Here is a 26,506-nt window from a genome sequence, read left to right on the forward strand (position 1 = left end):
AGGGCGCGGGCTCGCCACCTGGGTCCGAACGGTCGGCGCGGCCGGTGTGGGCGGTGCGGTCAGAGCCCTCAGCGCCGTCAGCGCGGCGTGAGCCACTCCTGCAGCTCGACCACGTTGCCCTCCGGGTCCCGCACGTACGCGACGTTCAGCCGGTCACCCATGGGAGCGGGCCCCGCGTCGACCGTGCCGCCGCGCTGACGGATCCCGGCCACGGCCTTGTCCAGGTCGTCGACCCGCAGCGCGACCAGCGCGCGCACCTCCGTCGCGGGCCCCTGCGCGACGTCCGGCAGCAGCACCGCGACCTGCTCGCGCGCCTGCAGCGCGATCGCGGCTGCGCCGCGCGCGGGACTGAGCTTGGCGTAGGGGCCCTCCTCGTTGTCGAACTGCGGCGTGAGCCCGAGGACGTCCCGGTAGAACCGGTAGACGGCGGGAAAGTCGGTGACCAGCAGGCGTATCTGCGTCAGCTCCATGACCGTGACCCTAGGCGTTCCGCTCGTCCCTTCGGCGGGGAATGCAAGACTGACGGTGTGACAGACAACGTCCTCACCAACACCCTCACCGACGTCCCCGGCTTCCGCGTCGGGCACGCGCAGCGCGTCGGGGGCGGGTGGCTGACCGGCGTCACCGTCGTGCTCGCGCCCGAGGGCGGCGCGGTCGCGGGCGTGGATGTGCGCGGTGGCGGGCCCGGGACGCGGGAGACGGACGCACTGGATCCGCGCAACCTCGTCCAGCGCGTCGACGCGGTCACGCTGACCGGCGGTTCCGCGTTCGGGCTGGACGCGGCGGGCGGGGTGGTCGCGTGGCTGGAGGAGCAGGGGCGCGGGTTCCGGGTCGGGCCGGAGGCGTCGCAGGTCGTGCCCGTGGTGCCGGCCGCCGCGCTGTTCGACCTCGGGCGCGGTGGCGACTGGAAGGCGCGTCCGGACGCGGCGTTGGGCCGCGAGGCCGCTGCCGCCTGCCACGACGGGCCGGTCGCGCAGGGCAATGTCGGTGCGGGGACGGGCGCCGTCGCCGGAGGGCTCAAGGGCGGGATCGGGTCGGCGTCGGTGCGGCTGCCGTCCGGGGCCACCGTGGCCGCGCTGGTCGCGGTGAACGCCGTCGGCTCGCCGGTGGACCCGTCGACGGGCGAGCTCTACGCGGCCCGGTTCGGCGAGCCCGGCGAGTTCCCGGCCCTGCGCGCGGAGCCCACCCAGGCGCCGGACGCCCGTCCGCTCAACACCACCCTCGCCGTCGTCGCCACCGACGTCACGCTCACCAAGGCGCAGGCCGCCAAGTTCGCGGGTACCGCGCACGACGGCCTGGCCCGGGCGCTGCGCCCGGTGCACCTGCTCTCGGACGGGGACACCGTCTTCGCCCTCGCCTCCGGCACGCGTCCGCTGCCGGTGCCCGAGGGGGATCCCGCCTTCGCCGTCCACACGGAGGCCGCCGCGCTCAACGAACTCTTCGCGGCGGGCGCGGACGCGGTCACCCGGGCGATCGGCCACGCGATGCTGGCGGCCGAGACGGTAGGGGAGTTCGAGGCTTATCGGGACAGGTGTGCGAACCGGCCGGAATGAGAGTGATCGTCCGGCAAAGTCCTGCCAACCTCGCACAGCGCGCCGCACACTGGCAGGCATGCGTGTGGAGATAGCGGGGGAACCGCAGCGAGGAGATCGGCCCACCGAGGACTTTGTCGCGTCGTCAGGCGACGCCTTCGTGCTGCTCGACGGATGCAGCGCACCCGTGGCGATGGAGAACGGCTGCGAGCACGGCACGGCCTGGTACGTGCGCCGGCTCGGCGTCCACCTGCTGGCCCGCCTGGTCGACCGGCCGGACCGGACGATGGCGCAGTGTCTGAGCGACGCCATCGCCGAGACGGCCTCGCTGCACGGCGCGCGGTGCGACCTGTCGCACCCCAACACCCCTGCCGCGATGGTGGTCGCGGCGCGCGGGCACGGGTCGGCGCTGCAGTACCTCGTGCTGGGGGACTCGCAGTTGGTGCTGGACCGGGACGGCAGCTTCGCCGTCATCGGCGACAACCAGCCGTTCCCGGCCGGTGAGCCGTTGCGGCGTCAGGTCCACGCGGCCACCCACGGCAGCCCGGAGCGCGCCTCGCTGCACATGCGCTACGCGCTGGCGGTGCGCGCCGCACGCAACACCGGCCACGGCCCGTGGGTCGCGGCGGCGTTGCCGCGTGCGGCCGAGCACGCGGAGACCGGCTCCGCCCCGCTCGGTGAGCTCCGCGCGTTCGCGGCACTCACCGACGGGGCGGCCCGGTTCGTCGACCGCTTCGACCTCGGCGGCTGGCCCGACGCGATGCGCCTGATGGACCAGCGCGGCGCGGCCGAGGTGATACGCCGGGTCCGTGAGGCCGAGGGCCAGGACCCGACGTGTGCCCGCTGGCCGCGCAGCAAGGGCCGTGACGACGCCACGGTCCTCTACGCGCGGCTGCGCTGAGCGGCGTCGCCGCTACGGCTCAGTTGACGACCTTGACGTACTGCCAGGTCCAGTTGGACGCGGAGTTGGTCGAGTCGCCGCCGAAGGTGATCGCCTCGCGGAGCGTGGTGCCGGCCGGAACGCCCGTCAGGTAGACCGCGACGGCGCTGGGCGAGACCAGCTTGAACCAGGTCGTGCCGAGCGAGACGTTCTGCCACGAGCTGCCCGTCCACACCTGGACGTGCATCGCCACCCACTCGCCGGTCTTGTTCGGCGAGACCTGGGCGGCGATGGTCGGGTTCTGGGTGTGGTGGTAGTACGTGTAGCCGCCGGAGGTGTAGGCGCCCTGGACCATCCTGCTGGAGACCTGGGCCGCGTCCTGGACGGACACGCGGCGGCTGGCGGCGGTGTCGCGCGAGTCGCCCGCGAACTTCGCGGTGAAGGTGGCGTCGTGGGTGAGCTTGGCCCAGGCGGTCAGGTTGCCGTTGCGGTCGACCGTGCCCTTCTTGAGGACCGAGCCGCCCAGGTCGATCTCGACCGTGCGGTTGCTGGCGGTGCGGCCCAGGTGGGCGTTGACCTCGACCCACTGGTTGTAGCTCGCGTGGGTGGTGTTCGCGCTGATGCTCAGCGCGGTGTTCGCCAGGGTGGCCGGAGCGGCGGTGGCCGCGGTGGCGGGAGCCGCGCCGAGGGCGAGGACGGCGGCGGCGGTGGCCACAGCGGTGGCCACGGTGGTGCGGAGCTTCATGTTGCAACTACCCCCAGAGAAAGGCGTGTTTCTGGGCACGCCTGACAAACCCCCTGCACACGGGCGCGGCGCTGCAGTCGCCCTGCCATGTGTGCAGGAAATGTGAATGGTGTGAACGGTAGTGCATGGGTGTGACAGATACGACGGAGCCCCGTCCACCACATCGGTGGACGGGGCTCCGTCATGTCTCGCGCGCCTACGCGCGCTCCCGCGCGCGACGGCGTGCTCAGGCGTGCGACGGCGGGATCACGCCGAAACGACCGGAGTTGAAGTCCTCGATCGCCTGCTGCAGCTCCTGGTGACTGTTCATCACGAACGGCCCGTAGTGTGCCACCGGCTCCTTGATCGGCTGGCCGCCGAGGATGACGACGTCCATGTTGGGGGAGCGGGACTCCTGCATCGCCGATGCCTGGATGGCGATGCTGTCGCCCTCTCCGAAGACGGTCGCCTGACCCATGTGGATCGGACGGTTCTCCTCGCCGACCGTGCCCTCGCCGTTGAGCACGTAGGCCAGCGCGTTGAAGTCGCGCCGCCACGGCAGGGTGATCCGCGCGCCCGGGCTGATGGTGGCGTGGATCATGGTGATCGGGGTGAAGGTCGAGCCAGGTCCCTGGTGGCCGTCGATCTCGCCGGCGATCAGCCGGAGGATCGCGCCGCCGTCGGGCGTGGTCAGCAGCTTGACCTCGCCGCCGTGGATGTCCTGGTACTTCGGCGTGATCATCTTGTCCGAGGCGGGCAGGTTCACCCACAGCTGGAGGCCGTGGAACAGGCCGCCGCTGGCCACCAGCGACTCCGGCGGGGTCTCGATGTGGAGGATGCCGGAGCCGGCCGTCATCCACTGGGTGTCGCCGCCGCTCAGGTAGCCGCCGCCGCCGGTGGAGTCCTGGTGGATGAACTCACCGTCGATCATGTAGGTGACGGTCTCGAAGCCACGGTGCGGGTGCCAGGGGGTGCCCTTGGGCTCGCCCGCTCCGTACTCCACCTCGCCCATCTGGTCCATCATGATGAACGGGTCCAGGTACTTGGTGTTGATCTTCGCGAAGGCGCGGCGGACCGGGAAGCCCTCGCCCTCGAAGCCCTCCGGTGCGGTCACCACGGTCAGGACCGGGCGCGCCTGCGTCGTAGCCGGGTCCGGTGTCTGCACCCGCGGCAGGACCAACGGGTTCTCAACGGTCACAGCGGGCATGGCAGCCTCCTCGACTTCTTGCCTCTCGACACGTCCAAGGTAGTTGAACGTTGAACCTCTTAGCAAGTTGAAGCGTCAACTAATTCCCGCCCCGGTGTTCAGTTGTCCTGAGGGCCGCCGCCTGAGGCCTGCCGCCGGCCTGAGGCCCACCCCCGGCCTGAGCCCGCCGCCTCAGTCGATGGTCCGCCCTCAGCCGTACATCCGCCGCATGGTGAAGTCGACCATCTGTTCGACCGCCTTGGCGTCGAAGACCATCCGGTGCTCCCCCTCCATGTCCATCGCGAAGCCGTAGCCCGTCGGCAGCAGGTCCAGGACCTCCGCGCCGGTCACGGTGAAGTACTTGGAGTCCTTGCCGGCGTAGCGGCGCAGCTCCTTGAGGGAGCTGAACATCGGGATCACCGGCTGCGGGGTGTTGTGCAGGGCCAGGAAGCCGGGCCGTTCCCCGCGCGGGCAGTAGACCTTGGAGGTGATGAAGATCGACTGGAAGTCCTCGACCGACATCCCGCCCGAGGTGAACATCCGGATCGCGTCCGCCAGCGAGGGCGGAGTGGGCTCCGGATAGGGCTGTTGGTAGCCGGGGTTCGGCCCTTGCTGGGGCTGCTCATAGCCGTACACGGGTCCAGGCTAGCGAGACTTCGGCGCCTGGTGTGACGCAGATCCCGCCCGATATCCGCCTGAGATCGGCAGCTGATCCGCCGGGAGGGGTTGATCTAAGTTACCCTTGGGTAGCATCATGGAGGCTACTTGCTGGTAGTCGGTAGATCGCGCTGGTGGATGCCGGATCCCCCCTGGATCCTGCAGGATCTCCCCGGTGGATCGCGTCGATCGAGTATGAGGGTTCACGACTATGGGTCACTACAAGTCCAATCTCCGCGACCTGGAGTTCAACCTCTTCGAGGTGCTCGGTCGTGACGAGGTCTACGGCACCGGTCCGTTCGCCGACATGGATGTCGACACGGCGAAGTCGATCCTGGCCGAGATCTCCCGCCTCGCCGAGAACGAGCTGGCCGCCTCCTTCACGGACGCGGACCGCAACCCGCCGGTCTTCGACCCGGAGACCAACACCGCGCCGATACCCGAGACCTTCAAGAAGAGCTACCAGGCGTACATGGACGCCGAGTGGTGGCGTCTGGGCATCCCGGAGGCCATCGGCGGCACGCCCACCCCGAACTCCCTGATCTGGTCCTACGCCGAGATGGTGCTGGGCGCCAACCCGGCCATCTGGATGTACTCCTCCGGCCCGGCCTTCGCCGGCGTCGTCTTCGAGGAGGGCACCGAGGAGCAGCACAAGATCGCCAAGCTCATGGCCGACAAGGGCTGGGGCGCCACCATGGTGCTGACCGAGCCCGACGCGGGCTCCGACGTCGGCGCCGGCCGCACCAAGGCGATCCAGCAGGCCGACGGCAGCTGGCACATCGAGGGCGTGAAGCGCTTCATCACCTCGGGCGAGCACGACATGTCCGAGAACATCATCCACCTGGTGCTGGCCCGCCCCGAGGGCGCCGGCCCCGGCACCAAGGGCCTCTCGCTCTTCATCGTGCCGAAGTACGACTTCGACTGGGAGACCGGCGAGCTGGGCGAGCGCAACGGCGCCTACGCCACCAACGTCGAGCACAAGATGGGCCTGAAGGCTTCCAACACGTGCGAGATGACCTTCGGTGCCAAGCACCCCGCCAAGGGCTGGCTGGTCGGCGAGAAGCACGACGGCATCCGCCAGATGTTCCGCATCATCGAGTTCGCCCGCATGATGGTCGGCACGAAGGCGATCGCCACCCTCTCCACCGGCTACCTGAACGCGCTGGAGTACGCCAAGGAGCGCGTGCAGGGCCCGGACCTGGCCGAGTTCCTGGACAAGGCCGCGCCGCGCGTCACCATCACGCACCACCCGGACGTGCGCCGCTCGCTGCTGACCCAGAAGGCGTACGCCGAGGGCATGCGCGCGCTGGTGCTCTACACCGCGACCGTCCAGGACGAGGTGCAGCTGCTCAAGGCCCGCGGCGAGGACGCCTCGGCCGCCGAGCGCCTGAACGACCTGCTGCTGCCGATCGTCAAGGGCTACGGCTCGGAGAAGTCCTACGAGCAGCTGGCCCAGTCGCTGCAGACCTTCGGCGGCTCCGGCTTCCTGCAGGAGTACCCGATCGAGCAGTACATCCGGGACGCCAAGATCGACACCCTCTACGAGGGCACCACCGCCATCCAGGGCCAGGACTTCTTCTTCCGGAAGATCGTCAAGGACCAGGGCCAGGCGCTGACCGCGCTCTCCGAGCAGATCTCCAAGGCGATCGCGGGCGGCATCGGCGGCGAGGAGCTGGCCGCCGAGCGCGACCTGCTGGCCGCCGCCGCGGGCGACCTGGAGGCCATCGTCGGCACCATGCTGGCCCAGCTCGGCTCGGTCGAGCAGGACACCCGCAACATGTACAAGGTCGGCCAGAACACCACCCGCCTGCTGCTCGCCTCCGGCGACGTGGTCGTCGGCTGGCTGCTCATGCGCCAGGCCTCGGTGGCCCAGGCCAAGCTGGCGGCGGGCGCCTCCGAGAAGGACGTGCCGTTCTACCAGGGCAAGATCGCCGCGGCGCGCTTCTTCACCCGCAACGTCCTGCCGGGCGTCCACACCCAGCGGCAGATCGCCGAGGGCATCGACAACGCGATCATGGACCTCCCGGAGGAGGCGTTCTGATCGTCGGCTGACGGTCGGCCGATCGTCGTCCGACCGTCGTCCGATCACCGGTCGGCCGGAGCGAGCCCGGAACAGGCCCGGACCCTTTGGGTCCGGGCCTTTCCTGTTCCCGGCCTATGCTCGACCCGAGACCGAAAGACCCGAGAGACCACGACCGAGAACCGTGTCACGTCGTCCGGTGGCTCCCCACGAGCCGCCGCCCTGCTCGTACCCCGAGCGCCCAACCCTCAGCACCCAGCACTTCTGGAGCAGCTTTGACCCCCGCCGCAGCAGTCGGTGCCCATGGCTTCGACCGAGGCCACACCGACGACCTCATCGCCTACCTGCAGTCCAGCCCCTCCCCTTTCCACGCGGTGGCGAGCGCGGCGACCCGGCTGGAGAAGGCCGGGTTCCGGCAGGTCGACGAGACCGCAGCCTGGGACGACGCGCCCGGCGGCCGGTACCTGATCCGCGGTGGCGCGCTCGTCGCCTGGTACGTCCCGGAGGGTGCGACTCCGGACACCCCGTTCCGGATCGTCGGCGCGCACACGGACTCGCCCAACCTCCGCGTCAAGCCGATCCCGGACACCGGCACCCACGGCTGGCGTCAGGTCGCCGTCGAGATCTACGGCGGCGTCCCGCTGAACACCTGGCTCGACCGCGACCTCGGCCTCTCCGGCCGCCTCGCGCTGCGCGACGGCAGCGTCGTCCTGGTCCAGCTGGACGAGCCGCTGCTGCGCGTCCCGCAGCTCGCCATCCACCTGGACCGCAGCGTCAACGACTCGATGACGCTGGACCGGCAGCGGCACCTCACCCCGATCTGGGGCCTCGGCGAGGTCGACGAGGGCTCGCTGATCGCCTACGTCGCGGCGGCGGCCGGGGTCGCGGCGGACGACGTGGTCGGCTGGGACCTGATGGTCCACGACGTGCAGCCGCCCTCCTACCTGGGCCGCGACCGCGAGCTGCTGGCCGCGCCGCGCCTGGACAACCTGCTCTCCGTCCACGCCGGCACCGCCGCGCTCGCCGCTGCCGTCGCGGAGGGCGAGAACCTGCCCCACATCCCGGTGCTGGCCGCGTTCGACCACGAGGAGACCGGCAGCGAGTCCGACACCGGCGCACAGGGCCCGCTGCTCGGCACCGTGCTGGAGCGGCTCGTCTTCTCCCGTGGCGGCAGCGTCGAGGACCGCGCCCGCGCGCTGGCCGGCACTGTCTGCCTCTCCTCGGACATGGGCCACGCCGTCCATCCCAACTACAGCGAGCGCCACGAGCCGGGTCACCACCCGATGCCCAACAAGGGCCCGATCCTCAAGGTCAACGTCAACAACCGCTACGCCACCAACGCGGTCGGCCGTCAGGTCTTCGCCGCCGCGTGCGAGAAGGCGGGCGTGCCGTGGCAGACCTTCGTCTCCAACAACGCCGTGGCCTGCGGGACGACCATCGGCCCGATCACGGCCGCCCGGCTGGGCATCTCGACCGTCGACTGCGGCATCGCGGCGCTGTCCATGCACTCCGCCCGTGAGCTCTGCGGCGCGGACGACCCGTTCCTGCTGGCGGCGGCGCTCCGGGCGTTCCTGGAGAGCTGAGCCCGCACGTGCAGGCGCCGACGGCGCCGCCGCGCGCGGAAGGGGCCGGGCAGCACCTGCCCGGCCCCTTCTCGTGCGACAAGCCCTATTGCTTGTCCATTCCGGCTAGTCGTCCATCCCGGCGAGCACCAGCGCGAGGCGCGCGGTCCCTGCTTCGGTGACCTTGACCGGCACGCCCCAGTCCTGCTGGTGCACGTGGCAGGTCGGGAACTCGATCGCCGGGTCCGCGTCGCACGACGCCGCCATCGCCGAGACGTGCAGCACGCCCTTGGTGACTTCGGGGTCGAGCGTCAGCTCGCGGCGCAGCCCTGTATCCGCGCCCGCACCTGTGCTGATCAGCTCCGGGGGAGTGGAACTGACGAGCAGTCGGGTGGCCGGGCCGTAGGTCTCGTCCAGCTTCTGGCCGGTCGGCGGCGTGAAGACGACGTCCAGCGTCAGCGTCCCGGGCGCGACCTCCGTGGCTGGGCGCTGCGTCCGGTGCGCGGCGGCCTCGACCCGGACCGCCTCCTCGGGTAGCCGCAGCCGGGTCAGCCGGTGCCGGGCCGACTCGATCACCACGATCTCGTCCCCGTCCACGACCGTGCCCGACGGCTCGCGCAGGTCGGTCGCGAGCGTGCTGACCTGGCCGGACTCGGGGTCGAAGCGGCGCAGCGCGTGGTTGTACGTGTCGGCGACGGCGACTGAGCCGTCGGGCAGCACGGTCACCCCCAGCGGGTGCTGCAGCAGCGCCTGGTCGGCGGCCCCGTCCCGGTGCCCGAAGTCGAACAGGCCGGTGCCGACGGCAGTGTGCACCTCGTGCGTCCCCGCGTCGACCCAGCGCACGGCGGAGGTCTCCGAGTCCGCGACCCAGAGCCGGCTCCCGTCCGCCGCCACGGCCAACCCGGACGGCTGCGCGAACCACGCCTCGGCGGCGGGGCCGTCGACCAGCCCCTCGTTGGTGGTCCCTGCCTCGACCTGGACGGTGTCGGCGGCGGGGTCGTAGCTCCACAGCTGGTGCGTGCCCGCCATCGCGATCCACACCCGGCTGTCGAACAAGGCCACGTCCCACGGCGAGGAGAGATCCACCTCACGTGCGGGACCGCTGGTCGCGGAGTTCTGCCACCACTGTCGCCCGGTCCCGGCGAGCGTGCTGACCTCACCGGTGGTGAGGTTCACGCCGCGCAGCGCGTGGTTGACCGTGTCGGCCACCACGACGTCGTAGGACCGGCCCTCGACCCCGCCCTCCACCAGGGCGAGCCCCTGCGGCTCGCTGAACCGCGCGTCCTCCGCCTTCCCGTCGACGAAGCCGCGCTCCCCGCTGCCGATCCGCCGGACGACGGTCTCCCCGTCCTCGGCGAACTCGACCAGCGAGTGGTGCCCGGAGTCCGCCACCAGGAACCCGCCTCCGGGCAGCCGCACGGCCTTCCCGGGGAACTTCAGCGCCCCGGCCACCGGCTCGGGCGCGACGTACGGTCCGTCCCCGCGCCGCAGCGTCCCCTTCGCCTCGTGCTCCGCCTCCAGCTCGGCGACCAGCGCGCCGATGGCGTGCGCGTGCCCCTCCCCGGCATGCTGCGCGACGACGTACCCCTCGGGATCGATCACCACCAGCGTCGGCCACGCCCGCACGGCGTACTGCTTCCACGTCGCCAGCTCGGGATCGTCCAGCACGGGGTGCTCCACCTCGTACCGCGCCACAGCGTCGACGACGGCCTGATGCTCGGCCTCGTGCACGAACTTCGGCGAGTGCACCCCGACGATGACCAGCGTGTCCCGGTGTGCCTCCTCCAACTCCCGCAGCTCGTCGAGGACGTGGAGGCAGTTGATACAGCAGAAGGTCCAGAAGTCTACGATGACGCACTTACCTCGCAGGTCCGCGAGGGTGAGGTCCTTGCCACCGGTGTTGATCCATCCGCCCTTGCCGACCAGCTCGGGGGCGCGTACGCGTGCACGTGAAGCCATACCTGCATCCAACCGCATCGGGGTGCGGACGCATTCCGACAGGTGTCGCGCAATGGCCCGATCATCGAGTGACCTGGTCGCCTCGCCAGTCGGGGCGGCAGGCTATTCGAGATCGAAGTTGCCATCCCAGGCGGGAAGCCACTCAGCAGCGACCTCCTCGGCCAGGGCACCGCGCAGCCACTCGACGCAGGTCAGCTCATAGTCGATCCACTCGGCGTGACTGAGCACCCATGCGGAGACTGTCCACCTACCGTCCGGCCGGGGCACGAGAAACAGCTGGTCGGAGTAGGGAGTGTGGCCCCAATGCAGCATGCCCCCATCGCTGGGGAGGATGGGGTGGGGGATGTATCGCGACTGCTCAAGGCTGTCTCGCATGCTCTCGGGGTGACCGTCGCGGTAGAGCTCCGGGCCGAAAATCGTGAGGTAGCCAGCAATTGACTGGTCCCCGTAGGCGAGGGTGAGGTCCTTGAAGTCTTCGGGCAGTCGCAGCCCCCACTTTCTTTCCAACTCGTCGTAAGAGTCGAGGGCATCTGCGGGAGCTGGCTGCCCTAGGAAAGCCGCAATCGATGACAGGTCGGTCATGAACTGCTCCCTTGCTTCGCTGTCTGCTTCGCGCGCAGCGTAAAGGCTGGCCCTGACACCCGCCGGATTGGTGCTCGGGACACTGTGGGTGACTGGCTGCCCTGCTATCCCGTCTCGATCCGGCCTTCCGGCCGAGGCCGCGCCGCGCCCATAGACCATCCTTATGCAAGGAAATCAGCACTCAATAGATACACCGGGCAAATCAACGCTAAGTGGCCTTTCTGGCAATTTCGCCACAGATCAGGGGCGAATTGACAGTCTCTGCAGCAACAGGCAAGCTGCCCCTGTCATAATTCCGCTCCGTACAAAAAGGATGCCGCGCAACGAGTTGCTCGCGCGTTCCGGAGGCCCACGGCCGTGCCTGGGGAGGGGCGGAAGCGCCCGAGCAAGCGGTCCAGGGGGAGACTTGTCCAACCACATAGCTGAGGCTCTGTCGCCGGTCGAAGCACCCGGCCCGACGCCTGCTCAGGACACCCCTAACCCTCTGACTACCCGCCAGCGCGCGCCCCGCCTCGCAGTGGTGGACGGCATGCGGCTGATTGCCGCCCTTGCGGTCGCCGGCTACCACTACCTCGGGATCAAGACCCCGGCCCAATGGGGCGTTTCTCCCTTGGATTTCGCTTATCCGCTGCATCACGCGCTGATGTACGGGTGGCTCGGAGTCGAGGCATTCTTCGTAATCAGTGGATTCGTAATCTGCATGAGCAGTTGGGGTCGCACTCCGGGGCAATTCGCTGTCTCCCGGATATCCCGGCTCTATCCGGCGTACTGGTGCGCAATTGTGCTGATCGTGGCCCGGATCGCGCTGATCCCCATGCAGACGCACAACATCGCGTCCGTGATCCACCCGCGGATCGTGCTGGCGAACCTCACCATGTTCCCAGGCTCCCTGCACATCAACCTGCTCGACGGGGTCGCTTGGACGCTGAATGTGGAGGCGCACTTCTACCTGCTGATGGCCGCCGTGCTCGCCTTCGGCACCACCTACCAGCGCATGATGGGCTTCTGTGCCGTCTGGCTCGTCGCCGGTTATGTCGTCCAGGAGACCCACAGTACCTTCCTCGACGACTTCGTCCTCAGCGACTACACCGGGCTCTTCGTCGCGGGCATGGCCGTCTACCTGATGTACCGCTTCGGCCAGAACCTGATGCTGTGGACGCTGCTTGGCTCAGCCTGGGCCTACGAGTTGGTCATGTTGCAGGACCGGCTCAACGGGCACCCTGCTGACTGGGGCACCAACGTGCTCTGCTCGTGGACCGTCGCCGCCGCGCTGCTGACCGGCTTCCTCGTCCTGCTGATGCTGGCCACCATCGGCCCCCTCGCGCGGGTCCAGTGGCGCTGGCTCGTCACCGCCGGGGCGCTCACGTACCCGTTCTACCTCGTCCACCAGGCCATCGGTGTCCCCATGGGCGAGGAACTCACCCTGCACGTCGGCTGGCTCGGCGTCTGGGGCCGGATCTTGGTCACCGTCGGTTCGATGCTGCTGCTCTCCTACCTGATCCACCGACTCGTCGAGAAGCCCCTCGGTCGCTACTTGCGCCAGCGACTCGCCCGCGCACTCAAAGCTCCCACCGAAGTGGCCCGGTAGCGGCGCCCGCGAGATCAGCACATTGCTTCGCGGGAGATACCACCAGCTTGACCCGCGGCGTACCGATCAGCCCAGGACACTCAAGCTGCAACCGAGTCGGTCCCATCCGGTCGCCGTCGCCTCGTCCATGACAGGGGAATGACCGCCAGACTGCTATGGCGGTACTCAATGCCTGGCGGGCTCTAGTGTGGCGGAGCACATCGCTGACTGGTTCGAGTCATCTAGCCCACCCACCCGCTGGCATTCGTCACTCTGACGCGAATTCATCTGGTGGCGACGGGGTGGGCCCTTGGGTCTGACATGCTGAGGGTCCAGTGAGAGGGGTCGCTAGCGATGCAGTGGAAGATCCACGGGGAACGTCCGATCTACGAGAACCCTTGGGTGAACGTGTGGTTGGTCGACGTCGAGCAGCCGGACGGGCACCGGTGGGAGCACCACGTGCTGAAGCTGCGCCACCTGGCGGTGGCTGCCGTGGTGAATGACCGGCGTGAGGTGCTGATGATGTGGCGGCACCGGTTCATCACCGACTCGTGGGCCTGGGAGCTTCCCATGGGCTTGATCGAGGCGGACGAGAGCCCGGCCGAGGCCGCGGCCCGCGAGGTCCTGGAGGAGACGGGTTGGCGGACCGCTGAGGTCAAGCCCCTGATCTACGCGCAGCCCGCGAACGGGATCACCGACTCAGAGCACTTCGTCTTCCGGGCTGACGCCGCTGAATACGTCGGGCCGCCGAGCGAGAAGAACGAGTCGGACCGGATCGAGTGGATTCCCTTGTCCGCGTTGCGCGGGATGATCGACCGCCGAGAGATCGTCAGCAGTGGATCGCTCGTCGGCGTGCTGTACCTCCTGCTCGATGAGGCTGGGCTGTAGTCAACGGACGATGTCTCGGATGCGCGCCGAGAGCTCGGCGACCGGCTGAGCTGATCGGTAAGGCGCGAGCGACTGGCGGAACTCCTGGAGGTGGGCGAACACTCGGGGAGAGGCGGCTTCTGCGGCTAGGTCCAGCGCCGCCCCCGCCGTGGTGCATGCGAGCTCAAGTTCCTGGGCTTGCAGCTGTGTTCGCGCGAGCCAGAAGGAGTGGAACGCGCGCCCTCGTAGGTTCGTGACCGGTTCGCTTCGTAGCGCCTGCTCGATCAGAGGTTGCGCCGCTGTCGCGTCGCCCAGCTGACTCAGAGCGATGCCGGTGTCTACCGTGAGCTTCGTCTGATCGAAGTACTGGACCCAGGCAGGATCGTCGTCCCCGGGGTTGATCCTGCTGAAGTGGTGATGGGCGTCCTCAATGGCCAGGTGGGTGGCCGCCTGGTCCCGGGCGCTGGCGTGGCCGAACGCCTCGCGCATGGACAGCATCGCCATCAGCCTCGGAGTGCCGCCGTAGAGTCGCGCGCTGTCCTGTGCTGCCTGGGCAAGGGTGATGGCGTCCTGGTCCTTGTCCTCGTAAGTGGCTTGGAGGCTGAGGCAGGAGAGCACGTTGGCAATGAACGGCCGATCGTTGATCTCACGCGCAAGACGAAGAGCATCGGTGAAGTAGCCCCGTGCCGCGCTGTACTGCCGAGCATCGAAGTAGGTCCAGCCCGCGAGGCGAGCAAGCTCGGCCGCGATGCCGTGCAGGCTCCGCCGGAAGTTGGGATCTGTGGCGTCGCGAAGTATCTCCAGCACGTAGCCCAGTTGCCCGAGCACGGCCGGACGGAGAGCTTCTCCGCCGTGCTCATCGTCGCGACGCCAGTAGTCCTCGATGGAGGATTGAAGGGACCGGAGCACCGCTGGTGTAGCACGAGTGCCGGCCGCAATGGCGAGGATGTCATCCAGCTCTCGGCTGGGCGGCGTGGGATCCGTGGCCGCCACTACCGTGGCCGCCACTACCGTGGTTGGAGTGCTCGACTCGGTGGCCCGGCTGGGGGTGGGCTGCTCCCAGTCTCGCGGCGTGAGGCCGACCATGTGGCCGGGGATACGGAGACCGTCCGCGATCCGCTCGATGACGGTCATATTGGTGATCTTCCGGGAGCCCGCGATGACCTCCCCGACGCGGCTTGGGGTCAGCTCGCAGAGTCGGGCAATCCGTGAAGGGTAGAAACCGGCCTTGACCTTGGCCAATCGGAAGATGTCCGCGAAGTCCCGAACCTTGCACGCGGCGATCATCTCGGGATCGGCCAGCAGTCGACTCGGCAGGCCCGGCGTAGGCATGGATTCGGTCATGTCCGGTACCCCCAGCACCAGCACAGTAGTAACGCGGTGTCACATAGCCTAACCGACCGCGAGTTTACCCATGGTGGGTATACATGTGGCCCTTAGCCCGCCACCTCCCTGCCAGCAATCCTGGGGTTACTCCGAGGACAGGCCCGGAGGAACCCGGCGGATTCGGAGGGCGGTCATCCCGATGACTCGCAGCAACACAGCCGCACTCCCGGCGCACGAGTGGTCGGAGCCGCCACAGGCGGGCGCGCTGCTTTATGACGCGGTCAAGGACAAGGTCGGCGAGTTCCGGTCGATGACGCAACATGACGATCGCTACTGGCTTCGGCCCGTTGGTGGCGGGCACGAGTGGAGCGCCCGGCTCGAAAGCCTCCACCCGGCCGAGCGCTACGAGGAGCTAAGAGCCAGGGTCCAGGCGGCCAACCGACAGAGCCGCTGGGGGCTGTGATGGGCGCGACCACACGTCTGCGCTTCCGGGAATACACCGTGCCCGTCCCCGGCGCTCAAACACTCACTCAGGGTGAAGAGTTGAGCGCGACGATCTCCAGTGCAGAGTGCGTCACCGGGGCCGAGGCGGACTGCGGTGCCGCTTCCGGTGATGTGCTCAGCACTGACGAACTGGTCCGGTGGATCGCCACACATCAGGCCCGGACGGGTCACGAGATCTTCGAGCAGATCACACGCAGGGTGATCCGGTCAGAGGCAGGGATGTGGTTGTGACCTCGGACCACTCCAGACAACGACGCCTTCAACTCTGGAGTCGGGCGGAACGAATGCGCATCGGCGTCATGACGGCGCGACGCAGCAGGGAAGCGCTCCAACTCGTTCGAGCTGAGGCCAAGCGTCAGCTCCCAGCGGAAGCTCTGTCATGGTTCGACCCCGCCAGCACCTGGAGTTCATCCAGCCCGCGCCCGCGTCCTCCTCGCACTGCGCCTGACACCGCCCCGCACCTCCTCACCGCCGAACCACCCCCTGACTCCCGCGACGGCCGCTAAGTCCCCCACAGCGGACCGAAGCGGGTTGCAAGACCCGGCTCACGCTCGTGAGTCTGGGAACCATCAGATGCCCTGGAGGGCTTATGGCCGACAACGGAGGGCACGGGGGTAACCCCGCGCCGATCACACCGCCCCCGCCACCCCCGCCGCCGTCCCCTGACGGCAGCTCGCCGCCTGGCGATGGAGGCCACCGCAAGTGACGCACGACCGTAAGTCGGAGAGCCGCCCCGGTGACGCACTGGGGCGGTTCCTCCTCAACGCCGGCGTTCTGACAGAGGACTGGAGCGACATCTTTCAAGCCGTGCCCCGTGCCCTGTTCCTGCCCCCGCTGTTTTGGTCACACGACATGGCGACCGGCCAGAGCACCGCCGTGGACCGCGTCAAGGACCCCAACGCCTGGATGCGGGAGGCCCACGCGAACGTGCCGCTGGTAACGCAGTGGGACGACGGTAAGCACCGCGGAATGAAAGCCGGGTCAGTTCCCACCAGCTCGGCGTCAATGCCCTCGGTGGTGGCCTCGATGCTGCGAGACCTGAACGTCGAATCCGGGATGAGGGTCTTGGAGATCGGCACCGGCACCGGCTGGAACGCCGCGCTCCTGTGCCAGCGTCTAGGCAGCGCGAATGTAGTGTCCGTCGAGATTGACCCCGGCGTGGCCACCGCTGCACGACTCGCCCTGTCTGCGGCCGGATACGACCCAGAACTCATCTGCGCCGACGGCCGCGACGGCTGGGTCAGCGGTGCCCCCTACGACCGCATCATCGCGACCGCGGGAGTACGCCAGATCCCGCCAACGTGGCTCGACCAAACCCGGACAGGAGGAATCATCCTCGCGCCTTGGGGCACCGACTACGCGCCCCAAGACGCGGTTCTGCGTCTCGTCAAGGCGGAGGACGGCAGCGCATCGGGTCGTTTCACCGACTTCGTGGAGTTCATGAAGATCCGCGCCCAGCGTCTCGCCTGGCCCCGGCACGAGGAGTACGTGCCCAACTTCCCCGGAGACGCTGAGAGGTCAACGACACCGTTGTCTGTCGCTGAGCTCGGAGGGAAGTTCGACACCGCCCAGTTCGTCACCGGCCTGTGCATCCCGAACTGCACCCACCTCGTCCATCGGCAGGACGACGGGACCACGGTGGCGTGGTTCTACTCGCTCAACGACCACTCGTGGGCGGCCACCGTCTTCCGATCCGACGCGGCAACCGGTGAGGTCTACCAGTCCGGGAACCGTCGTCTGTGGAACGAAGTGGAGCACGCCCTGAGTTGGTGGCACAGCCTCGGTACGCCTGAGGTGTCCCGCTTCGGTGTGACCGTTGACCACACTGGCCAGCAAGTCTGGTTCGACGCACCCGAGAACAGCCTGAGGGCTGCCCTTTTAGCCTGACGGGCCCATACGACCCCGGCACTCCGCTCCCCGTGGCGGAACTGCCGGGGCACTCGCATGCGCTCACCAGCGGCGCCAACGACGAAGGCCATGGTCTCAGTCCAGCCCCAGCTCCTGGCCGAGCTGGGCCAGGGCGTTCGCTGCGTCGTGACGGCGTTGGTCGTCCACACGCTTGTAGCTCATGAGGTCCTCGAACCGGATGCGGCGGTGCCGTCCGACCCGGCGGTAGGGGATCTGGCCCTCGTCCAGGAGCCCGATGAGGTATGGCCGTGAGACGTTGAGCAGCTCTGCGGCCTGCTGAGTCGTCAGCTCGGCGTCCACGGGCAGGACCTGTACGCCCTTGCCGCTCGCCAGCGACGCCAGCATCGCGGCGAACATCTCGGCGACGGGTCGCGGCAGCACCAGGGTTTCGTCCTGCGCGCCGACCTCAAGGTGTACGCGGATGTCGTCGTCGCTGCCTTCGGTGCAGGCGAGGTAATCGTTGACCCGGCGCAGCGCGCGCTCGGCGTCCTGCGTGTTGATGACGCCGGGTTCCAGCTTCCGGCTCTGTGCGGTGGTGGCCATAACGTTCACTCCCCCCAGTCACCCAACTGAATTATTCGCAACAAACGCAGTAAATGCAACAGCGAAACGCGACGAGCCTCAGCTGGGAGGCTCACGCGAGCGATTCACTGGAGGAGTTGCTGCGCTGGGTGCAGGTGCGGACGGTCGCGCCTGTGGGGAGCAGACCGGTCGAAGGGGGAGCGATCGGACGACCCCTCAGTCCCGGAAGTGGACGAGGATCCGGCCCGGGTTCTTCGGGTCGGGCTCGTGGCGGGCGTAGAGCTTGCGGATGTGCTTCTGGTCGAGGAAGGCCAGGACGCGGCGCTTGAGCTGGCCGGAGCCCTTGCCCGGGATGATCTCGGCGACCGGGTCGCCGGACTGGGCGGCGGAGAAGAGGAACTGACGGAGCATCAGTTCGATGTCGCGGTTGTTGCGGAAGATCGGGTGCAGGTCGAGGCTGCGCATGGGTGAGGTCGGTCCTTTCCGCTCCGGCTCCGGGTCGGCACAGGGTTGAACGTACTCCCGGGTGGCGGACGGGGCGACGTGGCAGGTGAGGGCTGGTGGGGGCAGGTGTCGGAACAGTCGCCGACTGCTCTCGGTTCCGTTGCGAAAGGGTGTGAAGGACGGGGATCCCGAGGTCAGCGGCGTGCGGTCGACCATGATGGCCCGCGGATCGACCTGATCGACCTGATCGACCTGATCGGCCTGATCAACGATCGACCGACTTCGTCCGTGGGGGGCCTCATGAACAGCAGCCGTCTTCTCCGTGCCGTCGCCGGCCTCGCGCTGGTGGGCTCGTTGACGGGATGCGGCGTGATCAGCGTGGGCGCCGGCAGCACCGCAACGCCCACCACGTCCGCGACCGGCAACACCACGGGCGGAGCTTCTGTGACCTCGTCGACCACCTCCTCGACCTCCTCGTCCTCCTCGGCCTCCGGGACCGCGGACGCGCAGGCGCTGCTCGGCGAGATGGTCCCCTACCCCGCCGGAGCGCGGCCGTGGGCGCAGAGCAAGACCGGCGCGTTCGGCCTGAGCGACTTCATCAACAACTTCTACGTGCCGGATGCCCGGGCGCAGGAGACCCCGAGCGTGCAGCGCCGTGGCTTCACCGGCGCGGCCCGGCACGGTTGGTTCACCGCGGACGGCTCCCAGGACGAGGTGTGGCTGGTCGACTTCGCCACCGACACCGGCGCGCAGAGCATGCTCCTGGAGCTGAGCAACAGTTGGAAGGAAGAGACCTCGTCCGGGGCCGGCTACCAGGACCCCGGGGTGAACGGGATGGGCATGACCAACCCGACGCTGGACGCCCAGGGCAACGCCTGGGCCAAGGAGGCCGCCCGGGTCGGCCGAACGCTCGTCTACGTCATCACCTTCGCGCCTGCCACGCCGGACAAGGCGGCGGCTGAGGCGCTGATCAAGCAGCAGGTCGGCCGGGTCTCCGGCTGACCCCCGGCCCCGTCGCCTCCTCAGCAGCGGGCCCAGCTCACGCCAGCAGCCCCGGCAGCACCCGCCGCAGCATCCTGCGGAAGAGCGCGTCGCGCTCGGCCGGGCCGTCGACAGGGCCGTCGGCGAGGCTGTCGACGGGAGGCGGGCCGGCCGCCGTCAGGGCGGCGAGCAGGTGCGGGTGGCGGCCCTCCGCCGCGACGGAGGCGAGGTAGGCGCCCTGCGCCGGCGGCGCAGGAGCCGCGCCGGAGCCCGGGGAGGCGGCGAGGAGTTCCTGCCGGGCGAAGAGTGAGGCGAGGCCGCCGACCAGGCCGATCGCCTCCAGCTTGGCGCGGCCGTCGCCGGGTGCGGGGGCGAGGACGGCCAACGCGTGGTCCAGGTAGTCGATCGCGCGCGGGCCGAGGACCGGGCCCCGCTGGGCAGCCAGGTCGAGCATCCAGGGATGCCGCAGGTAGGCGGCCTTGGACTGGACGGCGAGCCCGCTCAGATCCTCGATCCAGTCGCCGGTCGGCGCGACGGAGAGGTCGATCTCACCGGCGACCGTGTCGGCCATCAGGTCCAGCAGGTCGTCGCGGCTCGCGACGTAGCGGTAGAGCGAGGCCGGGCCGGTGCCCAGGCGCTGGGCGACGGCGCGCATCGAGACCGCGGCGAGACCCTCGGCGTCGGCCAACTCCACGGCCTCGGCGGTGATCTGGGGGCGGCTGCGCTCGGGGGCGGGGCCGCGTGCGCCGCGTTCGGGACGTTGCCAGACGGCCGGGCGGGCGGGCTTGTCCGACATCAGGTTGTCCTCCTCCGCGCCATCATGACCCCTGTCCCCACAACCATGACTCCGTCTCCCCGCCGCCATGGCTCGGTCTGCGCGCCGTCATGGCTCTGTGTGGTCGCCTTGCATTCTATTACTGCGATCGTCGATCGCAGATTCATGCTGGGCGCGTCGTTTGCGGACGGATGGAAGCATGGGCGCTGACGCCCGGTCGGCCGGGACGCCGGTCGGATTGCCGACCGGGACGCCGATCTGAGTACCAGTGAGGGGAAACGCACCATGAAGTTCCTGATGCGCGAGCGGATCTTCGGCTTCGGCGACGACCACTGGATCACCACCGAGCACGGCGAGAAGGCCTTCCTCGTCGACGGGAAGGCGCTCCGCGTCCGCGAGACCTTCGAGCTGAAGGACCATCACACGGGTGAGGTGGTGGCCGTGATCAAGAAGAAGCTGCTCTCGGTCCGCGACGCCATGGTCGTCGAGCAGCACCACGGCGGGCACCTCGCCACGGTGAAGAAGAAGCTGATCACCGTCTTCCACGACAAGTACCTCGCCGAGCTGGACGGCTCGGTCGGCGGCGGCGAGATCGAGATCGTCGGCAACTTCACCGACCACGAGTTCCACCTGGAGCGGGACGGCCGCCGGATCGCGGTCGTCAGCAAGAGCTGGTTCAGCGTTCGCGACCACTACGCGATCGACGTCGCCGACGGCGAGGACGTCCCGCTGCTGCTCAGCATCGCGGTCTGCGTCGAGCACCTGGACGCCGAGGAGCACCACTGAAGGCGGCATCGTCCCAGCGGAGACAACTGGCAGCAGCTGACAGCATCGCCTTCCATAACCTTGAGTGGAATAGACTCAACTTATGTCATGCTTGAGTGAGCAGACATGAGGTGAAGGCTCGGAGGAGGACCGAACACACGTGGACGCCAGCAAGCTCACCACCAAGGCCCAGGAGGCACTCTCCGCGGCGATCCGGCAGGCGTCGGGCGCGGGCAATCCGGACGTGATGCCCGTCCACGTCCTGCTGGCCCTGCTGGAGCAGCCGGAAGGCATCGCCCGCCCGCTGCTGGAGGCCGTCGGGGCCGACCCGGTGCGGCTGCGCGCGGCGACCGAGCGGCTCGTGCAGGCGCTGCCCAGCGCCCAGGGGTCGACGGTCGCCGCGCCGCAGCTCGGCCGGCCGACGGTCGCGGTGCTCAACGACGCCGCGGCCCGCGCCGCCGAGCTGGACGACCAGTACGTCTCGACCGAGCACCTGATGGTCGGCCTCGCCGCCGAGGGTGGCCCGGCCGCCGACGCGCTCAAGGCCGAGGGCGCGACCGCCAAGGCGCTGCTGGAGGCGTTCAAGGAGGTCCGCGGCAGTGCCCGGGTCACCTCCGCGGACCCGGAGGGCAGCTACAAGGCGCTGGAGAAGTACGGCACCGACCTCACCCAGGCCGCCCGTGACGGCAAGCTGGACCCGGTCATCGGCCGGGACCAGGAGATCCGCCGCGTCGTCCAGGTGCTGTCCCGCCGGACCAAGAACAACCCGGTGCTGATCGGCGAGCCCGGCGTCGGCAAGACCGCCGTCGTCGAGGGGCTGGCCCAGCGCATCGTCGCGGGCGACGTGCCCGAGTCGCTGCGCGGCAAGCGCCTGGTCTCGCTCGACCTGGGTGCGATGGTCGCCGGCGCCAAGTACCGCGGTGAGTTCGAGGAGCGGCTCAAGGCCGTCCTGAACGACATCAAGGCCAGCGAGGGCCAGGTCATCACCTTCATCGACGAGTTGCACACGCTCGTCGGCGCGGGCGCCGGCGGCGACTCCGCGATGGACGCGGGCAACATGCTCAAGCCGATGCTGGCCCGCGGCGAGCTGCGCATGGTCGGCGCGACCACGCTGGACGAGTACCGCGAGCGGATCGAGAAGGACGCCGCGCTGGAGCGCCGGTTCCAGCAGGTGCTGGTCGGCGAGCCGAGCGTGGAGGACACCATCGCGATCCTCCGCGGGCTCAAGGGCCGCTACGAGGCGCACCACAAGGTGCAGATCGCGGACGCGGCCCTGGTCGCCGCCGCGTCGCTGTCCAACCGCTACATCACCTCCCGCTTCCTGCCGGACAAGGCCATCGACCTGGTCGACGAGGCCGCGTCCCGGCTGCGGATGGAGATCGACTCGTCCCCGGTCGAGATCGACGAACTCCAGCGCGCCGTCGACCGGTTGCGGATGGAGGAGATGGCGCTCTCCAAGGAGTCCGACGCCGCCTCCGTCACCCGGCTGGAGCGACTGCGCCGCGATCTCGCGGACAAGCAGGAGCAGTTGGGCGCGCTGACCGCCCGCTGGCAGCAGGAGAAGGGCAGCCTCAACAAGGTCGGCGAGCTCAAGGAGCGCCTCGACGGCCTGCGCGGCCAGGCCGAACGCGCCCAGCGTGACGGCGACTTCACGACGGCCTCCCGGCTGATGTACGCGGACATCCCGGCCGCCGAGCAGGAGCTGGCCGAGGCGCAGGACGCCGCGCGCACCGAGTCCACCACCTCGTCCATGGTCAAGGAGGAGGTCGGCCAGGACGACGTCGCCGACGTCGTGGCGTCCTGGACGGGCATCCCGGCCGGACGGCTGCTGGAGGGCGAGACGGCGAAGCTGCTGCGGATGGAGGACGAGCTCGGCCGACGGCTGGTCGGCCAGTCCGCCGCCGTCCGGGCGGTCTCCGACGCGGTCCGGCGCTCCCGCTCCGGCATCGCCGACCCGGACCGGCCCACCGGCTCTTTCCTCTTCCTCGGCCCGACCGGCGTCGGCAAGACCGAACTGGCCAAGGCGCTCGCCGACTTCCTCTTCGACGACGAGCGGGCCATGGTCCGCATCGACATGAGCGAGTACAGCGAGAAGCACAGCGTCGCCCGCCTGGTCGGCGCGCCTCCCGGCTACGTCGGCTACGAGGAGGGCGGCCAGCTCACCGAGGCGGTCCGCCGCCGTCCGTACGCGGTGGTGCTGCTGGACGAGGTCGAGAAGGCCCACCCCGAGGTCTTCGACATCCTCCTCCAGGTGCTGGACGACGGACGTCTGACGGACGGTCAGGGACGGACGGTGGACTTCCGCAACACCATCCTGATCCTGACCTCCAACCTCGGTTCGCAGTACCTGGTCGACCCGTCGCTCGACGACGCGGCCAAGAAGGACCGGGTGCTGGAGACGGTGCGGACCGCGTTCAAGCCGGAGTTCCTCAACCGGCTCGACGACATCGTGGTCTTCGACCCGCTCTCCACCGAGGAGTTGGGCCGGATCGTCGCCCTCCAGGTCGCGGCGCTCAGCCGCCGTCTGGAGGAGCGCAGGCTCACGCTCGACGTCTCCGCCGCCGCCCGCGACTGGCTGGCGGTCACCGGCTACGACCCGGCCTACGGCGCCCGCCCGCTGCGCCGCCTGGTCCAGTCGGCGATCGGCGACAAGCTGGCCCGCGCGATCCTCTCGGGCGACGTCCGCGACGGTGACACCGTCCTGGTCGACGCCGCCGAGGACGCGGACCAGCTGACGGTCACCCGCAAGGCCGACTGACGTCCCCGCCTGTCGTCCCCGACCGACGACGAGGGCCCGCACACATCCTGTGTGCGGGCCCTCTGGCATCAGCCCGTCAGCGCTGCTGGATCAGCGCTGGTGGATCAGAACAGACCCCAGTAGCCGCCGAAGCCGGTGCCGATCTCCTTGCGCGCCGCGAACGTGCCATGGCCGGTGCCGTCGTAGAACCACAGGACGCCCTTGGTGTCCCGCGCCAGCAGGTCGTAGGTGCCGTTCTGGTCCCAGTCGCCGATGGAGACCACGGCGTTGTACGAGCCGAAGCCGGAGCCGAGGTACACCGCCGATTTCAGGCCGCCGTGCCCGTTGCCGTCGTAGCGCCACATCCGCCCGTAGCGGTCGATTCCGAGCAGGCTGCCGCTTCCCGAGCCCGTGAGGTCACCGGCGCCGATCAGGTGGGTGAACATGTTCCATCCGGTTCCGAGGCGCACCCTCGGACGGAACTTGCCGCCGCCCGAGCCCGCAAAGAACCAGAGCGTCCCGCTCGCGTCCCGCGCCACCAGGTCGTCGTGGCCGTCGCCGTTCAGGTCGCCGGGGGAGGTGATGCTGGTGTACTGGCCCCAGCCGGTGCCGACAAGCGTGGCTGCGTCCTTCTCCGGGCAGTCCACCGTGGACTGGATCTCCGAGTAGAGGTACAGGCCTCCCTGCGCCCCGACAGCGAGGAGGTCGTTGCCCCAGTTGGCCGTCTGATGGGTGATCGGGATGATCGTCCGGTACGGCAGGTCAGCGTTCGTCCGCCCGGGGATCCCGCAGAAGGCGGTCTTCTCGCGGTACATCCGGCCGTTGTACGTGGTCCACCACACGCTGCCGCCCGACGAGTTGGCCATCGCCAGCAGGTCGGGGCCGGCACCGTCGTTGTACACGTGCCTGTCGACGGTCGCGTCGTAGACGGTGACCGGGAGCGTCCCCACGGGTTGGTAGGTGGAACTCCCGAGCGGCAGCACACTCACCGACCACGTGTACGCGCCGTTGTAGGCGATCTGACCGTTCGACAGGCGGCCGTTCCAGGTGCCGGTGAACGACGTGTGCGCCCCTCCGCCGCTGAGGCGGGCGACAGTCTGGCCGGTGGCCTTCCGCACCAGCGAGGCCTGCCAGCCCCCGATCGGCTCCGAGAGGGCGCCGTCCAGCGTCAGCGCGGCTTGGGTGCTTCCGGAGGAGCCGGTGAGCGACACGGTCACCGGGCTGTGCGGGATCCCCGGATCGACCACGTGGATCGTGCGGTCGGACGCTCCTTCGTAGGCGAGGTAGCCGGTGGTCGGGTCGACGGTCCAGCTGGCGCCCGGGGCGGGGGTGCCGTACGCGAGCCGCGCCGTGCCGACGACGACCGGCGCTGCGGCCGTTCCGGTGTGGAAGTCCGTGAGCAGCAGGTTGCCGGTGCTCGGATCCTGGTTCAGCAGGTAGCCGTCGCCGACCCGGGAGAGGCCGGGAGCGCCGGACGGCAGCGGGATGCTGTGCCCGGTGTTCAGGTCGTAGACCCCGGACGCGGCGTTCGTGCCGCAATCCCAGTAGAGCCAGTGCTGTGCGAGCTGGAAGTCCGCGGGGACGCAGTCGCCGCCGGTGTTGATCGTCCGGAGGGTGTGGCCGAAACGGTCGACCTGGACCAGCGATCCGGCGGGCAGCCCGGACGTGGCGGAGGGCACCTCCCAGTTCGGGGCCAGGGAGGCGGGAGCGGTGACGAAGGCACTGCCTGGGCCGGGCGTCACGGGGACGTTCGTGGTGGAGTAGTACGACTGCCAGTCGCGGCTGTAGCCGAGCACGCCGCTCTGCATCCACATCACCGAGATGTGCGACTGGGGGATCGCGGGAGCGTAGACCTGACTGCTCGTCAGGCTGCCGTCGGCAGCCTGGGTCCAGCGACGCACGACGTAGTGGTTCTGGGTCGGGTCGTTCGGCGCGGGGTCGGTCGTCAGCAGCGAGACAGAGTCGCCGTACGACCAGGCACCGGCGTGGCTGTCCAGCACGACCGGTGCCCCGCCGTTGAGCGGGACGTCCGTCAGCTGCTGGTAGTTGAGGTAGACCAGGTGGTCGCCCACCGCCCGGAAGTTCACGATGTACGGGAACACCGCACTCGGGCTCTGCGGGACGACGGTGGCACCCGAGAGCACTTGGTCAGCGGGGTAGACGTAGGCCTTCATCCCGGTGGACTTGGGAGCCGGGTTCGGCGCGAGGACGATGACGTCGTTGCCGACGATCTCGACGGCGGTGTTCCACCCGTTCGCAGCCGAGCGGAGCTCGTGGTACGTGGCCGTGGCCCAGTCCATCACGCCCCAATGCGTGATGCCGTCGGGCGTGACGAAGCCGCTGACGATCCCGGCGGGGCCGCCGTACATGTACACGGCGGTCGTACCCGTCGGCAGCACCGGCAGCGGGATCGCTGTCGCGGTGCCGTTCGCGTCGAACGAGTACAGGTTGTAGGCCCCGGTGGCAGGCGTCAGGGTCAACACCTCGGATCCGTGCACCGAGACGGGTGCGGTGCCAGCGGGGAGCGTCCACGAGGTCCAGGGCCCCGTGACGGGGTTGCCCACGTGCACCGCCGTGCCGTCCCAGACCGCGACCTGGTCGCCGTCCACCGGGAAGACGTCGTCCTGACTCGCCGGAGTCGGCATCCCCGTCACCGGAGTCACCGCCCCGGAGGCGTAGTCCAGCCAGCTGTAGCCGGACTGCCCGGACACGGAGAAAAGCGTGCCGGTCGCTCCGGCCGCGAATCCCTGCGTGCCGACGGACGGCGCGCCGTCCACAGGTGCGATGTCCATCAGGTCCTTGACCGTCGCCGACGGTGGAGGCGCACTGTCCGCCGACGCGCTGACGGTCCCCGACAACGACGTCGCCGTCGTCAGCGCCGCCACAGCGATCGCGAGGCTCAAACGCCGTCTTCCGGGCATACGCATAAAGATCCCCACCCTCCCCTGCTCCGGCGGGTTCTCCCTGTGTCCGCGCACGGAGCAACGGGAGCATAGCGGCAGCGTCAA

The 26,506-nt window shown here is 69.3% G+C and carries 23 protein-coding genes; 12 read left to right on the forward strand and 11 right to left on the reverse strand.

All coding sequences use genetic code 11. From position 1 onward, the window contains the following. Window positions 1-77: 77 nt before the first annotated feature. On the reverse strand, window positions 78-470 hold the full coding sequence (locus I2501_RS09740; RefSeq protein WP_196193462.1) for a VOC family protein: 393 nt from the start codon (window positions 468-470) through the stop codon (window positions 78-80). 57 nt (window positions 471-527) lie between these two features. On the opposite strand from I2501_RS09740, the gene I2501_RS09745 reads away from it, so the two are divergent. Both I2501_RS09745 and I2501_RS09750 read left to right on the forward strand, forming a co-directional pair. Then, complete coding sequence (locus I2501_RS09745) at window positions 528-1,553, forward strand: P1 family peptidase (protein WP_196193463.1); 1,026 nt, start codon at window positions 528-530, stop codon at window positions 1,551-1,553. Between the two features lie 58 nt (window positions 1,554-1,611). After that, on the forward strand, window positions 1,612-2,433 hold the full coding sequence (locus I2501_RS09750; protein ID WP_196193464.1) for a protein phosphatase 2C domain-containing protein: 822 nt from the start codon (window positions 1,612-1,614) through the stop codon (window positions 2,431-2,433). Window positions 2,434-2,452: 19 nt separating this feature from the next. Here I2501_RS09750 and I2501_RS09755 read toward each other — a convergent pair whose 3' ends face one another. From I2501_RS09755 to I2501_RS09765, 3 genes are all read right to left on the reverse strand, one after another. Then, a complete protein-coding gene (locus I2501_RS09755; RefSeq protein WP_196193465.1) occupies window positions 2,453-3,157 on the reverse strand; it encodes a hypothetical protein in 705 nt (234 codons plus the stop codon). A 226-nt stretch (window positions 3,158-3,383) separates the two neighbouring features. After that, on the reverse strand, window positions 3,384-4,343 hold the full coding sequence (locus I2501_RS09760; RefSeq protein WP_196193466.1) for a pirin family protein: 960 nt from the start codon (window positions 4,341-4,343) through the stop codon (window positions 3,384-3,386). 189 nt (window positions 4,344-4,532) lie between these two features. Further along, window positions 4,533-4,958 carry an SseB family protein gene (locus tag I2501_RS09765; protein WP_196193467.1) on the reverse strand — a complete coding sequence of 142 codons (426 nt, stop codon included), beginning with the start codon at window positions 4,956-4,958 and terminating at the stop codon, window positions 4,533-4,535. Window positions 4,959-5,190: 232 nt separating this feature from the next. Between I2501_RS09765 and I2501_RS09770 the strand changes: the two genes are divergently transcribed. Both I2501_RS09770 and I2501_RS09775 read left to right on the forward strand, forming a co-directional pair. Continuing rightward, entirely contained in the window at window positions 5,191-7,020 is a 1,830-nt protein-coding gene (locus I2501_RS09770) for an acyl-CoA dehydrogenase (protein ID WP_196193468.1), read from the forward strand. A 254-nt stretch (window positions 7,021-7,274) separates the two neighbouring features. Beyond that, window positions 7,275-8,582 carry a M18 family aminopeptidase gene (locus I2501_RS09775; protein WP_236046035.1) on the forward strand — a complete coding sequence of 436 codons (1,308 nt, stop codon included), beginning with the start codon at window positions 7,275-7,277 and terminating at the stop codon, window positions 8,580-8,582. Window positions 8,583-8,687: 105 nt separating this feature from the next. Here the strand turns inward: I2501_RS09775 and I2501_RS09780 are convergent, their stop codons facing one another. Continuing rightward, on the reverse strand, window positions 8,688-10,520 hold the full coding sequence (locus I2501_RS09780) for an NHL domain-containing thioredoxin family protein (RefSeq protein WP_196193470.1): 1,833 nt from the start codon (window positions 10,518-10,520) through the stop codon (window positions 8,688-8,690). A 102-nt stretch (window positions 10,521-10,622) separates the two neighbouring features. Next, window positions 10,623-11,102 carry an SMI1/KNR4 family protein gene (locus tag I2501_RS09785; RefSeq protein WP_196193471.1) on the reverse strand — a complete coding sequence of 160 codons (480 nt, stop codon included), beginning with the start codon at window positions 11,100-11,102 and terminating at the stop codon, window positions 10,623-10,625. 529 nt (window positions 11,103-11,631) lie between these two features. Between I2501_RS09785 and I2501_RS09790 the strand changes: the two genes are divergently transcribed. Together I2501_RS09790 and I2501_RS09795 are read left to right on the forward strand one after the other, a co-directional pair. Continuing rightward, window positions 11,632-12,690 carry an acyltransferase family protein gene (locus I2501_RS09790; protein WP_196193472.1) on the forward strand — a complete coding sequence of 353 codons (1,059 nt, stop codon included), beginning with the start codon at window positions 11,632-11,634 and terminating at the stop codon, window positions 12,688-12,690. 333 nt (window positions 12,691-13,023) lie between these two features. Beyond that, window positions 13,024-13,557, forward strand: coding sequence for an NUDIX hydrolase (locus I2501_RS09795; RefSeq protein ID WP_196193473.1), 534 nt, complete (start codon window positions 13,024-13,026; stop codon window positions 13,555-13,557). Here I2501_RS09795 and I2501_RS09800 read toward each other — a convergent pair whose 3' ends face one another. Continuing rightward, entirely contained in the window at window positions 13,558-14,880 is a 1,323-nt protein-coding gene (locus I2501_RS09800) for a hypothetical protein (protein ID WP_196193474.1), read from the reverse strand. 181 nt (window positions 14,881-15,061) lie between these two features. On the opposite strand from I2501_RS09800, the gene I2501_RS09805 reads away from it, so the two are divergent. From I2501_RS09805 to I2501_RS09815, 3 genes are all read left to right on the forward strand, one after another. Then, the gene (locus tag I2501_RS09805) at window positions 15,062-15,325 is read left to right on the forward strand and encodes a hypothetical protein (protein WP_196193475.1); all 264 of its coding nucleotides are present in this window, start codon (window positions 15,062-15,064) and stop codon (window positions 15,323-15,325) included. After that, window positions 15,325-15,597 carry a DUF7848 domain-containing protein gene (locus I2501_RS09810; protein WP_196193476.1) on the forward strand — a complete coding sequence of 91 codons (273 nt, stop codon included), beginning with the start codon at window positions 15,325-15,327 and terminating at the stop codon, window positions 15,595-15,597. Before I2501_RS09805 ends, I2501_RS09810 begins: the two co-directional genes overlap by 1 nt. A 471-nt stretch (window positions 15,598-16,068) precedes the next feature. Then, window positions 16,069-17,253 carry a methyltransferase domain-containing protein gene (locus tag I2501_RS09815; RefSeq protein WP_328806293.1) on the forward strand — a complete coding sequence of 395 codons (1,185 nt, stop codon included), beginning with the start codon at window positions 16,069-16,071 and terminating at the stop codon, window positions 17,251-17,253. A gap of 96 nt (window positions 17,254-17,349) precedes the next feature. Here I2501_RS09815 and I2501_RS09820 read toward each other — a convergent pair whose 3' ends face one another. Then, window positions 17,350-17,817 carry an excisionase family DNA-binding protein gene (locus I2501_RS09820; RefSeq protein ID WP_196193477.1) on the reverse strand — a complete coding sequence of 156 codons (468 nt, stop codon included), beginning with the start codon at window positions 17,815-17,817 and terminating at the stop codon, window positions 17,350-17,352. A 195-nt stretch (window positions 17,818-18,012) separates the two neighbouring features. Further along, entirely contained in the window at window positions 18,013-18,261 is a 249-nt protein-coding gene (locus I2501_RS09825) for a Smr/MutS family protein (RefSeq protein WP_196193478.1), read from the reverse strand. Window positions 18,262-18,540: 279 nt separating this feature from the next. Between I2501_RS09825 and I2501_RS09830 the strand changes: the two genes are divergently transcribed. Continuing rightward, window positions 18,541-19,242 (forward strand): hypothetical protein, encoded by a 702-nt coding sequence (locus I2501_RS09830; RefSeq protein WP_196193479.1) that lies wholly within the window; start codon window positions 18,541-18,543, stop codon window positions 19,240-19,242. A gap of 37 nt (window positions 19,243-19,279) precedes the next feature. Here I2501_RS09830 and I2501_RS09835 read toward each other — a convergent pair whose 3' ends face one another. Continuing rightward, the gene (locus tag I2501_RS09835) at window positions 19,280-20,017 is read right to left on the reverse strand and encodes a TetR/AcrR family transcriptional regulator (RefSeq protein WP_196193480.1); all 738 of its coding nucleotides are present in this window, start codon (window positions 20,015-20,017) and stop codon (window positions 19,280-19,282) included. A gap of 264 nt (window positions 20,018-20,281) precedes the next feature. Here I2501_RS09835 and I2501_RS09840 point away from each other — a divergent pair, with 264 nt between their 5' ends. Next, the gene (locus tag I2501_RS09840; RefSeq protein WP_196193481.1) at window positions 20,282-20,782 is read left to right on the forward strand and encodes an LURP-one-related/scramblase family protein; all 501 of its coding nucleotides are present in this window, start codon (window positions 20,282-20,284) and stop codon (window positions 20,780-20,782) included. A gap of 139 nt (window positions 20,783-20,921) precedes the next feature. Further along, window positions 20,922-23,519, forward strand: coding sequence for an ATP-dependent chaperone ClpB (gene clpB, locus I2501_RS09845; RefSeq protein ID WP_196193482.1), 2,598 nt, complete (start codon window positions 20,922-20,924; stop codon window positions 23,517-23,519). 104 nt (window positions 23,520-23,623) lie between these two features. Here clpB and I2501_RS09850 read toward each other — a convergent pair whose 3' ends face one another. After that, window positions 23,624-26,401 (reverse strand): FG-GAP repeat domain-containing protein, encoded by a 2,778-nt coding sequence (locus I2501_RS09850; protein WP_196193483.1) that lies wholly within the window; start codon window positions 26,399-26,401, stop codon window positions 23,624-23,626. Between the last annotated feature and the right edge of the window lie 105 nt (window positions 26,402-26,506).

Origin of the sequence: Streptacidiphilus fuscans, from assembly GCF_015690355.1 — a bacterium.
GTDB classification, from domain to species: domain Bacteria; phylum Actinomycetota; class Actinomycetes; order Streptomycetales; family Streptomycetaceae; genus Streptacidiphilus; species Streptacidiphilus fuscans.

Excerpts from the sequence above, each read along its gene's own strand:
- I2501_RS09835 (WP_196193480.1), bottom strand. The coding sequence starts at position 20,017 with ATGTCGGACAAGCCCGCCCGCCCGGCCGTCTGGCAACGTCCCGAACGC.
- I2501_RS09840 (WP_196193481.1), top strand. The coding sequence starts at position 20,282 with ATGAAGTTCCTGATGCGCGAGCGGATCTTCGGCTTCGGCGACGACCAC.
- I2501_RS09755 (WP_196193465.1), bottom strand. The coding sequence starts at position 3,157 with ATGAAGCTCCGCACCACCGTGGCCACCGCTGTGGCCACCGCCGCCGCC.
- I2501_RS09800 (WP_196193474.1), bottom strand. The coding sequence starts at position 14,880 with ATGACCGAATCCATGCCTACGCCGGGCCTGCCGAGTCGACTGCTGGCC.
- I2501_RS09740 (WP_196193462.1), bottom strand. The coding sequence starts at position 470 with ATGGAGCTGACGCAGATACGCCTGCTGGTCACCGACTTTCCCGCCGTC.
- I2501_RS09780 (WP_196193470.1), bottom strand. The coding sequence starts at position 10,520 with ATGGCTTCACGTGCACGCGTACGCGCCCCCGAGCTGGTCGGCAAGGGC.
- I2501_RS09795 (WP_196193473.1), top strand. The coding sequence starts at position 13,024 with ATGCAGTGGAAGATCCACGGGGAACGTCCGATCTACGAGAACCCTTGG.
- I2501_RS09830 (WP_196193479.1), top strand. The coding sequence starts at position 18,541 with ATGAACAGCAGCCGTCTTCTCCGTGCCGTCGCCGGCCTCGCGCTGGTG.
- I2501_RS09810 (WP_196193476.1), top strand. The coding sequence starts at position 15,325 with ATGGGCGCGACCACACGTCTGCGCTTCCGGGAATACACCGTGCCCGTC.
- I2501_RS09770 (WP_196193468.1), top strand. The coding sequence starts at position 5,191 with ATGGGTCACTACAAGTCCAATCTCCGCGACCTGGAGTTCAACCTCTTC.
- I2501_RS09760 (WP_196193466.1), bottom strand. The coding sequence starts at position 4,343 with ATGCCCGCTGTGACCGTTGAGAACCCGTTGGTCCTGCCGCGGGTGCAG.
- I2501_RS09820 (WP_196193477.1), bottom strand. The coding sequence starts at position 17,817 with ATGGCCACCACCGCACAGAGCCGGAAGCTGGAACCCGGCGTCATCAAC.
- I2501_RS09805 (WP_196193475.1), top strand. The coding sequence starts at position 15,062 with ATGACTCGCAGCAACACAGCCGCACTCCCGGCGCACGAGTGGTCGGAG.
- I2501_RS09750 (WP_196193464.1), top strand. The coding sequence starts at position 1,612 with ATGCGTGTGGAGATAGCGGGGGAACCGCAGCGAGGAGATCGGCCCACC.
- I2501_RS09825 (WP_196193478.1), bottom strand. The coding sequence starts at position 18,261 with ATGCGCAGCCTCGACCTGCACCCGATCTTCCGCAACAACCGCGACATC.
- I2501_RS09790 (WP_196193472.1), top strand. The coding sequence starts at position 11,632 with ATGCGGCTGATTGCCGCCCTTGCGGTCGCCGGCTACCACTACCTCGGG.
- I2501_RS09785 (WP_196193471.1), bottom strand. The coding sequence starts at position 11,102 with ATGACCGACCTGTCATCGATTGCGGCTTTCCTAGGGCAGCCAGCTCCC.